The 9,312-nt window shown below is 50.7% G+C and carries 9 protein-coding genes; all 9 read right to left on the reverse strand.

Features of this window, described 5'->3' with window-relative positions; all coding sequences use genetic code 11:
* Positions 1-7: 7 nt before the first annotated feature.
* The 9 genes from A3842_RS27490 to thiC all read right to left on the reverse strand — a co-directional run bounded on the left by A3842_RS27490 (position 8) and on the right by thiC (position 8,963).
* A complete protein-coding gene (locus tag A3842_RS27490; RefSeq protein WP_074103417.1) occupies positions 8-766 on the reverse strand; it encodes an SIMPL domain-containing protein in 759 nt (252 codons plus the stop codon).
* A 226-nt stretch (positions 767-992) separates the two neighbouring features.
* A complete protein-coding gene (locus A3842_RS27495; RefSeq protein ID WP_019914358.1) occupies positions 993-1,262 on the reverse strand; it encodes an HPr family phosphocarrier protein in 270 nt (89 codons plus the stop codon).
* Between the two features lie 97 nt (positions 1,263-1,359).
* On the reverse strand, positions 1,360-2,289 hold the full coding sequence (whiA, locus tag A3842_RS27500) for a DNA-binding protein WhiA (protein ID WP_074088725.1): 930 nt from the start codon (positions 2,287-2,289) through the stop codon (positions 1,360-1,362).
* A 35-nt stretch (positions 2,290-2,324) separates the two neighbouring features.
* On the reverse strand, positions 2,325-3,260 hold the full coding sequence (locus tag A3842_RS27505) for a gluconeogenesis factor YvcK family protein (RefSeq protein WP_167374670.1): 936 nt from the start codon (positions 3,258-3,260) through the stop codon (positions 2,325-2,327).
* A gap of 56 nt (positions 3,261-3,316) precedes the next feature.
* Positions 3,317-4,216 (reverse strand): RNase adapter RapZ, encoded by a 900-nt coding sequence (rapZ, locus tag A3842_RS27510; RefSeq protein WP_074088723.1) that lies wholly within the window; start codon positions 4,214-4,216, stop codon positions 3,317-3,319.
* A gap of 46 nt (positions 4,217-4,262) precedes the next feature.
* On the reverse strand, positions 4,263-5,213 hold the full coding sequence (locus A3842_RS27515) for an ROK family glucokinase (RefSeq protein WP_074088722.1): 951 nt from the start codon (positions 5,211-5,213) through the stop codon (positions 4,263-4,265).
* Positions 5,214-5,470: 257 nt separating this feature from the next.
* Entirely contained in the window at positions 5,471-6,736 is a 1,266-nt protein-coding gene (locus tag A3842_RS27520; protein WP_074103418.1) for a DUF438 domain-containing protein, read from the reverse strand.
* 42 nt (positions 6,737-6,778) lie between these two features.
* The gene (locus tag A3842_RS27525; protein WP_074103419.1) at positions 6,779-7,006 is read right to left on the reverse strand and encodes a DUF1858 domain-containing protein; all 228 of its coding nucleotides are present in this window, start codon (positions 7,004-7,006) and stop codon (positions 6,779-6,781) included.
* 262 nt (positions 7,007-7,268) lie between these two features.
* On the reverse strand, positions 7,269-8,963 hold the full coding sequence (thiC, locus tag A3842_RS27530; RefSeq protein ID WP_074103420.1) for a phosphomethylpyrimidine synthase ThiC: 1,695 nt from the start codon (positions 8,961-8,963) through the stop codon (positions 7,269-7,271).
* Positions 8,964-9,312 lie beyond the last annotated feature (349 nt).

Here is a 9,312-nt window from a genome sequence, read left to right on the forward strand (position 1 = left end):
AAACAGACTATTTCAGCTCATACATTACGCTAAGCTGTGTTGAAACCTTCACTTCTCCCGGCTCAACGGAAGTGCCTCCGGCTGTATCTGCCGCTGCTTTGGACATTGCCGCATTTTCCATATAGATCACAGGGTTGTTGCCGTCATCATTCTGTGTGACCGTAATGACCTGGCCCAGGCTGCGTTTGGCTGCTTTGGCAATAGCTCCAGCTTTTACATCTGCATTGGTCATGGCTTTTTCAATCACCTGCGCTTCAAAGGCTGACGGATCTTCAATGGCGAATTGGGCATTGCCAATGTTGTTCGCTCCTGCGTTAGAAGCGGCATCCAGCAGCGCTCCAACCTTGGTTAGATCACGATAGGTTACCTTCAACGTATGCTGGGCAATGTAGCCTTTAACCTGTTGACCATCTTTATCAGAATAGCTGTAGTTCGGTTGTACGCTGAATTGGGTGCTCTGAACATCTTTATCTGCAATACCCCAAGTCGTCTTCAGCAGTGTGGTGATCTTGGTGATTTTGGCTCCATTAGTTTTCTGCGCCTCTTCTGCCGTTGCTGCCGAAGTGCTTACCCCGATAGACAGATAGACAACGTCCGGTTTGATGGAAAGCTCTCCTTTGCCAGTCACATTGACGATGTTTCTCTGGGCCTCTTCTGCGGCGTAAGCCTTTTCAGGGCCTTGGAATGCTCCGCTCAAAGCCATCCCCCCTATCATCAAACTCCCTGCCAGCATTACCGCTCCGAGCTTTTTGCTCCATGCATTCATGTTTGCCATCCCCTTTCGTTATTTGTAATTGTTGTTGGTACTCTCTAGACGGCGCGGCTTGGCAAAAGTTGCATATCATCTCAATAGAAAAGAAAAAAAGTCATACAAGACCACAGGAGCAGATAACCGTAACCTTATCCTTTCCTATACCTATCTATACACAGACATTAAAAAAAGCCCCGGAGGGCTTTTTGTCATACCATTTAAAAGTAAGGCCTTGCAACAATTACTGGTTCTCAAGCTCTTCTTTGCTGACAAGACTTGTCAAAGCGGTTACAGCCTGGTCCGCATCGGCGCCGTCCGCGCTGATATAAATCTCCGTGCCGGAACTGATCGCCAGGCTCATAATACCCATGATGCTTTTAGCGTTCACTTTTTTATCGTCTTTTTCCACGAAAATCTCCGACGAGAATTTGTTAGCTTCCTGCACGAACAATGCTGCCGGCCGAGCGTGAAGCCCCGTCTTCAACCGTACAACTACCGGGTGCTTTGTCATGAAACGCTTACCCCCTATTTGAGATCTGCCCAAAAATTTCACATTAATTTTATAATATTATATCATTATAACCGCAACCGCACTAGAAAAAAAATAATCAGCCACCCCGGACCTTATCAGCCAGCTCGTCAATTTTGCGCAAACGGTGATTTACTCCCGATTTACTGACTGTGCCTTTCAGCATTTCGCCAACTTCCTTAAGGTTGATATCCGGGTGTGCCAGTCTGATCTCGGCTACTTCGCGCAGCTTATCCGGCAGGCTTTCCAGCCCCACCTCACGCTGCAACAGCTTGATATTCTCGATCTGCCGCACCGCCGCACTTATGGTTTTGTTCAGGTTGGCCGTTTCGCAGTTGACGATCCGGTTCACGGAATTGCGCATGTCACGCATAATCCGCACATCCTCGAACTTGAACAGTGCTTGATGTGCACCGATCAGGCTAAGAAACTCGATGATTTTCTCGCCTTCCTTGATGTACAGGATGAAACCCTTTTTGCGCTCAATGCAGCGGGCATTCAGATGAAATTCACCTGCCAGATCCACCAGCGCCTTGCAGTGCTCCTCGTACATCGAAGCAATCTCCAGATGATAGGAAGATCCCTCCGGATTATTGACCGATCCTCCCGCCATAAACGCCCCCCGCAGGTATGCGCGTTTGCAGCAGTTCTTGCCGACAATTTCGTGGTCGATCCCATCCGTGAAGATGAAGCCTTCGGAGACGATCCGCAGATCCTTGAGAATTTCCTGAACGCGGTTTGGAATCCGCACGATATAGACGTTATTCTTCTTCAAACGCATTTTTTTACGCACGAGCAGCTCGATATGGACCTGGTAATATTTCTTAAGCAAAGAATATACCCGCCTTGCAATCGCGGCGTTCTCCGTCGAAATGTCGAGGACTACCTTTTTGCTTGAAAGCTGCACCGAACCATTCATCCGGATCAGCGCGGACATCTCTGCTTTCTCACAGCAAGGCTGGCTCTCCACCATCGTCAGCTCTTTTTTGGTAAGGGCCGCAAAAGACAAGGGGCTCACCTCTTTCATGTTCCTACAAAATAGACTTATCTGGAAATCCAGTCTTTCACAAGCTGGTAAATATGATGACTTAGCTTATCTGTATCATGCCTCAGATAGGTCTTGAATAATACCAGCTTGTCGGCAATCACTTTGTAGCCGTTGCCATCCACTACATCAAGGTCAAGCTGTACGGGCCGGGCACCCTTTTCTGCATACTTTAACTGGACCTGCTCAGGAATCTCGCCATCGTTCACGATCACGTAATCGAACAAATGAAGGCCTACGTGGTCATAGACGGCCTGAAGGTGGTCACTAACCGTGTAGTTGTCTGTTTCCCCGGGCTGGGTCATCACGTTGCAGACAAAAATTTTGATCGCGTCCGAGGCCACAACAGCCTCCGCCAGCTTAGGCACCAGCAAATTAGGAAGAATACTCGTGTACAGACTGCCTGGACCGCACAGGATGGCGTCGGCATTGCGGATGGCCTCCAGTGCCTCCGGGAGCGGCTCTACATCTGCCGGCTCCAGGGAGACCCGTTTGATGACTCCTCTGGCTTCAGGGATTTTGGACTCACCTGTAATCATAGAGCCATCAGCCATCTCAGCGTGCAGAACTACAGCTTCGCCAGCAGCAGGCAAGACGCGTCCGCGCACGGCGAATAACCGGCTAAGCTCCCGTACCGCAGTGACAAAGTCACCGGAAATGTCCGTAAGCGCCGCCAGAATCAAATTCCCGAGGCTATGCCCGGCCAAGCCTTCTCCGCTGCTGAAGCGGTATTTCATGATCTGGGCCATAAGCGGTTCTACATCAGCCATTGCTGTCAGTACATTGCGGATATCGCCAGGGGGTGGCATTTGCAGTTCGCTGCGCAGTATGCCAGAGCTTCCCCCGTCATCCGCAACCGTAACGATCGCTGTAATATCAAGCGGCTTTTCCTTCAAACCGCGAAGCATAACAGACAATCCCGTACCTCCACCCATAACGACGATACGTGGACGTTGTCCTTGTTCTTCAGCCACTATTGACCCCTTCTCTCTTAATGCCGGTCACGCTCGGAGTCCCGGTGACTGACGGCTACCGACTCCGTCTCGCTAACCCCCAGCATCTTACCCAGGTATTCGGATATTGCCACAGAGCGGTGTTTGCCTCCCGTACAGCCAATGCCGATAATAATCTGGGATTTGCCTTCTTTCCGGTATTGCGGAATCAGGAAATGAAGCATATCCAACAGTTTGGTCAGAAACGTCTGTGTCTCCGGCCATTTCATTACATAATCGTAAACCTCGCTATCCTGACCGGTCTTTGGCCGCAAATGATCCACATAATGAGGATTCGGCAAAAAACGGACATCAAACACAAGGTCTGCGTCGATCGGAATTCCGTATTTGAAGCCAAACGAAGTAATATTGACAGAAAGAGTGCTTTTGCCCAGATGGGAAAACCGCGATATAATCTTCTCCTTCAACTGGACAGGCTTCATACTGCTGGTGTCAAAACATAAGGTTGCTGAATTCTTCAGCTCCTCCAGCATCTGACGTTCCAGGCGGATGCCATCCAGCGGCATGCCTTGGGGTGCCAGCGGATGATGCCGCCGGCTTTCCTTGTAGCGCTGTACCAGTACGGAATCTGTTGCATCCAGGAAGAGAATTTCAAAACCGATCGTTGACTCATCTTTGATATAGGACAGTGACTCCGACAGAGCTGTGAAGAATTCTCTTCCGCGCAAATCGATAACAAGCGCTACTTTGGCAATTTTCCCTTTGGATTGCTCAATCAGCTCTGCGAATTTGGGAATCAGCACCGGCGGCAAATTATCCACACAGAAAAATCCGAGATCTTCCAGGCTCTGCACGGCAATCGTCTTGCCTGCACCTGACATGCCCGTAATAATGATCAGGGTGGCACCACCGGGCGGTGATTGTTCCATTTCGGTCATCAAAGCGCCCCCTCCCTATACATAGTATATGAATAATTCCATCTGCTTAAGAACGCAGCAAAAGACCTGCAGCGCCAATAATACCCGCATCATTTCCAAGCTCGGCAGGCACGATGGTCACTCCGGTCTGTAGTGGGGCCGGGGCCAGCTTCGCGAACACGCGGCGAACCTCTTCAAACAGAATATCTCCGGCTTTGGAGACACCGCCGCCAACGATGAATACCTCCGGGTTAAGCACCGCTGCGACAGCAGCCATGGATTTACCCAGATAGAACGCAGCACGGTTCACAATTCGCAGAGCAACTTCATCTCCGGCCTTGGCTGCATCAAATACTTCTTTGGCGGCAATTTTCTCCACCATGGACAGGGAAGTGCGGTCGCCGCGGCTAACAGCATCATTGGCCATGCGAATAATACCCGTAGCAGAGGAAACGGTCTCCAAACAACCCATGTTGCCGCAGCCGCATTGGATAGCTTCCAGATCAGGCACTACAGAAATATGACCAAGCTCGCCCGCTAGTCCGGCAAAACCCTGATACACCTTACCATTAATAATGATACCGCCGCCGACACCTGTGCCCAGCGTGTAGCAGACGCAATTCTCCACACCACGTCCCGCTCCGCTCCAGGCCTCACCCAGTGCAGCGACGTTAGCATCATTGTCTATTTTGACTGGCTTGTTCAAGCGACCCTCAAGAATGGAGCGGATCGGCACATCTCTAAAACCTATGTTAGGCGCAAGGATGATAATTCCTTCACGAATATTCGTAAACCCGGCCAGGCCCGCTCCTACACCGGCAAGCTGATCCCAAGAGTACGGGGAGTCCTCCACAATCTGACGCACATACTTTTCGATATTATCGATGACGGCATCGACGCCATCCGCAGTTCCCGTAGGCCCCTCAAAAGTGTGCAGCAGGTTCCCCTCGGCATTGCAGATTCCAACCTTAATCGTGGTTCCACCTAAATCCACGCCAACGTAGATACTTTCAGACATGTAACAAGCCACCTTTTTCTATGCTAAAATAGTTAATCCTACGTACCCACTATAATAGAAGGTACCCCTGCGGTCAAGGAAAGGCGGCACACCCGGCCACATAAGGGGCTGGTATTTTTTTTAGCCTAAAGATACGGGTTTATGAGTACCCTGTAAATTCTTGTCTTTATAAAAAAAGCCTCTTACCTATGCGGCAAGGGGCGGATGGATCAACTTCACTTAAGGGGATGGCCGGTGAGGCGTTTGACTCTAGACGGCTACTCCGACAAAATCCGTTTCTGTCCCTCCAGTGCGCGGATCGGTGCGATGTTCTGGGTGAATTCGAGGGTGCCCATGTAGCGGCCTGCTTCGTCACGTACTGCGAAATAACGGATGTAGATAAATTTATCCTTTATGGCAATCCAGAAATCCTCAGCGTCTTTGCGGCCCGCCTTGAAATCCTCCAGCAGCTTCTCAACGACATGCACGCTTTGCGGCGGGTGGCAGTTCTGCACCGTGCGTCCAATGACGGCCTTAGTGCGGGCGAAGATCCGCTCTTTGCCATGCGAGAAGTAGCGGACTACATCATTTTCATCAATAAATGTCAGGTCGACAGGCAAATGATTCAGCACTGTTTCCAGCTGATGCAGCGACAGCAGGCCTGTCTCGAAGCGGATAAAGCCTTGCGGCGATAATCCTCTTTCTCCTTCTTCCGCTTGCACGGCTGATCCCTCCGGTTCTGCGGCACGCTCAGGAATCCATTCCTGCTCCGGCGCAGTCAGACAGAAGCCAATTTCGTCGCTTTCGCGGGCGATTTTGACCCATTCATCTTCAGTCAGCTTATCGAGCGCCATCGGCAGCAGAATATTTTCTTCCTTAAAGATCATTTCATTTACTTCCTGGATAATGTTCGTCAGAAGAGCTCCAAGCTCCGCAGCTTCCCCGTTGTATGCACTGAGCGCCGCTTTTGCCTGTTTTATCATACCGCGAATACCATCATCCACTCCCCACATTACCTTGGTTGGTCCATAAATACCGTATTTCTCAAGGTAAGGGAACAACAGATTTTCTTTGCGGCTATAGTGCTTGTCGAGATCCAGCAGCAGGCTCAGATCCTCCAACAGCTTGAAAATCATCTCTTCGCTGTCGTTCCGCTGGAATTTATCGGCATGCAGCTGCAAGCGGAAGTTCACAAGCCGTTCAATCTCACGGTTCTCCAGCTTAAAGGTGTGGACAGGATGTCCCGGCTGCTCCTCTGGCTTGTTAGAACGGTGAATTTCCTGGATTGAGCCTTTAAAAATGGCCGTATGCACAGAGCATAGGCGCTGTACCTCCGTTACAGGAATCCCCTCCTCTGTCATCAGGGAATGCTCCATCGCGGAAATTTCAGCTACCGTAACATCACCTACCGCTTCTGCAAAACGTGCTTTGACTTCCTCTACACTTTTTCCGGCATGCAGTTCCTTAATAATCTCCTTAAGCATGGCTTGGCGGCGTGTCTGCTCAGGAATATCCATTTCACGGTTGTTAATCAGTTCGCTCATCGTTCTCTCTCCTTCTCTATTCCACTTGTTAATCTCAGTGATCTATTCAATAATCTCGAAGCCATGACTCTGAAAGGCCAGCCGGACGGATTCGCGATCCATTTTCTTCATTGTGATTCCTTTAGACAAGGTCATGAACCGGCCCGCCGTCTGCAGCATGCCAGGCTTCGTAATATCGCGGAAACCCAGCTCAACCATAATGTCTATGGCCTCCGGATAACGACTGACCAGCTCGAATATGGATTCATCCATGTTAAGGTGTTTGCTCATTGCACTCTCCTCCTGCAGCTTAGCTTCATGCCAATTGATAACCTTTCTCAACAACAGCTTAGCATAGGGTACGGGGCCAAAGAGTGATTGCAGTCACTAAATTAGAAACTTATATTCCTGCAACTATTCATTGCAAAGCAGAAATGAATTGGTCCCGTTTTTGTTACCGTCATGCCTATATTCCAACTTATGGATATAAAAAAAGACTGTTTCCTCCGCCTGTTACAGCAGAAGAAACAGCCTTTTATAAAGTCCGTTCCGGTTATAGCATTTGGCTCAGTCTGGACGAATTGCGGATATCGTGCGAAATGCGCATGCTGCAGAATTTGGGACCGCACATGGAGCAGAAATGCGCTGTTTTGGCACCCTCGGCTGGAAGCGTCTCATCATGGTACTCCAGCGCCCGCTCAGGGTCGAGCGACAGATGGAACTGGTCACGCCAGCGGAACTCGAACCGAGCCTTGGACAATGCATTGTCCCGATCCTGGGCACCCGGGTGGCCTTTGGCCAGATCTGCAGCATGAGCAGCGATTTTGTAGGTGATAACTCCTTCGCGCACGTCATTCTTATTAGGCAGACCCAGATGCTCCTTGGGCGTAACATAGCACAGCATCGCTGTCCCGAACCAGCCGATCATCGCCGCCCCAATCGCCGAAGTAATATGGTCATAACCCGGGGCAATATCCGTGGTTAACGGACCCAGGGTGTAGAAAGGGGCTTCCTGGCAGAGCTCGAGCTGCTTGTCCATATTTTCCTTGATCTTGTGCATCGGCACATGCCCCGGACCTTCGACCATCACCTGAACATCGTGTTTCCAGGCCATGGCTGTCAGCTCCCCAAGTGTCTCCAGCTCAGCGAACTGAGCCTCATCATTGGCATCGGCGATGGAGCCCGGGCGCAGTCCGTCTCCCAAGGAAAAGGCCACATCATAAGTCTTCATAATCTCACAGATTTCTTCAAAATGTGTATATAAAAAGTTCTCTTGCTGATGTGCAAGGCACCAGGCCGCCATGATGGAGCCGCCTCGGGACACAATTCCGGTCATTCTTCCGGCAGTAAGCGGGATGTACTGCTTCAGCACCCCGGCATGAATGGTAAAGTAATCCACGCCTTGCTCCGCCTGTTCAATCAGCGTGTCGCGATACAGCTCCCAGGTCAGATCCTCGGCTATTCCTTTTACCTTCTCCAGCGCCTGATAGACCGGCACTGTGCCGATCGGTACTGGTGAGTTGCGGATAATCCATTCGCGGGTGGCATGAATTTTTGTACCAGTGGAAAGATCCATAATCGTATCGGCACCCCAGCGGGTCGCCCATCTCATCTTCTCCACTTCCTCTTCAATGGAAGAAGTCACGGAGGAATTCCCAATGTTCGCGTTGATCTTAACCAGGAAGTTACGGCCGATGATCATCGGCTCACTCTCAGGATGGTTAATATTAGCCGGGATAATGGCCCGTCCGGCAGCGACCTCATCCCTTACAAATTCAGGCCGGGTATTCTCGCGAATCGCGATATACTCCATTTCCGGCGTAATCATCCCCTGCCGCGCATAATGCAGTTGGGTGACATTGTGGCCCTCACATGCTCTTAAGGGATTCCGCTGCAAGCCGGAGAACCCTTCTGCCGACGTCCGGTCTGCAGCTAATCGGGAGTCTCCGGGCTGAGCAGTTCTCCCGGCGTACTCCACTGAATCCCCGCGCTCCGCAATCCAGCTTAAGCGGTGCGGAGGCAACCCTTTCCGAACATTGGTATCTTCAGCGGCATCAGTGTAAATACCACTGGTATCATAGACACGAAGCGGTGCATTGTCCTCTTCCCCCGCAACACCTTCGGTCCGGCTAAGACGGATTTCACGCATCGGAACCTGAATATCGGGACGCGAGCCTTCTACATACACCTTACGGCTTGCTGGAAATCCCGACAGATCAACTTGTTCCTTTTTTGATAAATCTGACATTTTTATCTCCTCCTCATCGCTCTGTGAGCCATTCAGATAAGATCAGCACGCAGTAGGGTAAGACGAGGGATTACTCCCTCGGACTCCCCGTCAAACCGTGCATGCGGATTTCCCGCACACGGCTTTCCTTCGTCAGTTCCCCATCTTCAGGAGTGAGTTTCCTTCATCCGTCGCCGGATTGCTTATTTCACTCCTGAATTAGGAACGTGTGGTGAGTAAGCTTGTTAGAAATACCATTCCGGCTGATTCCAGTACTTTGTTTGGTATCAGCCGGTTTGACACCGTAGATCTCTTTTTGCGCATAAAGGCTCGCACCCTCATTCGCGTCCATTGATCCAGACGTTCAAAC

The sequence above is a fragment of the Paenibacillus sp. P3E genome (assembly GCF_001909045.1).
Classification (GTDB): domain Bacteria; phylum Bacillota; class Bacilli; order Paenibacillales; family Paenibacillaceae; genus Paenibacillus_AQ; species Paenibacillus_AQ helianthi.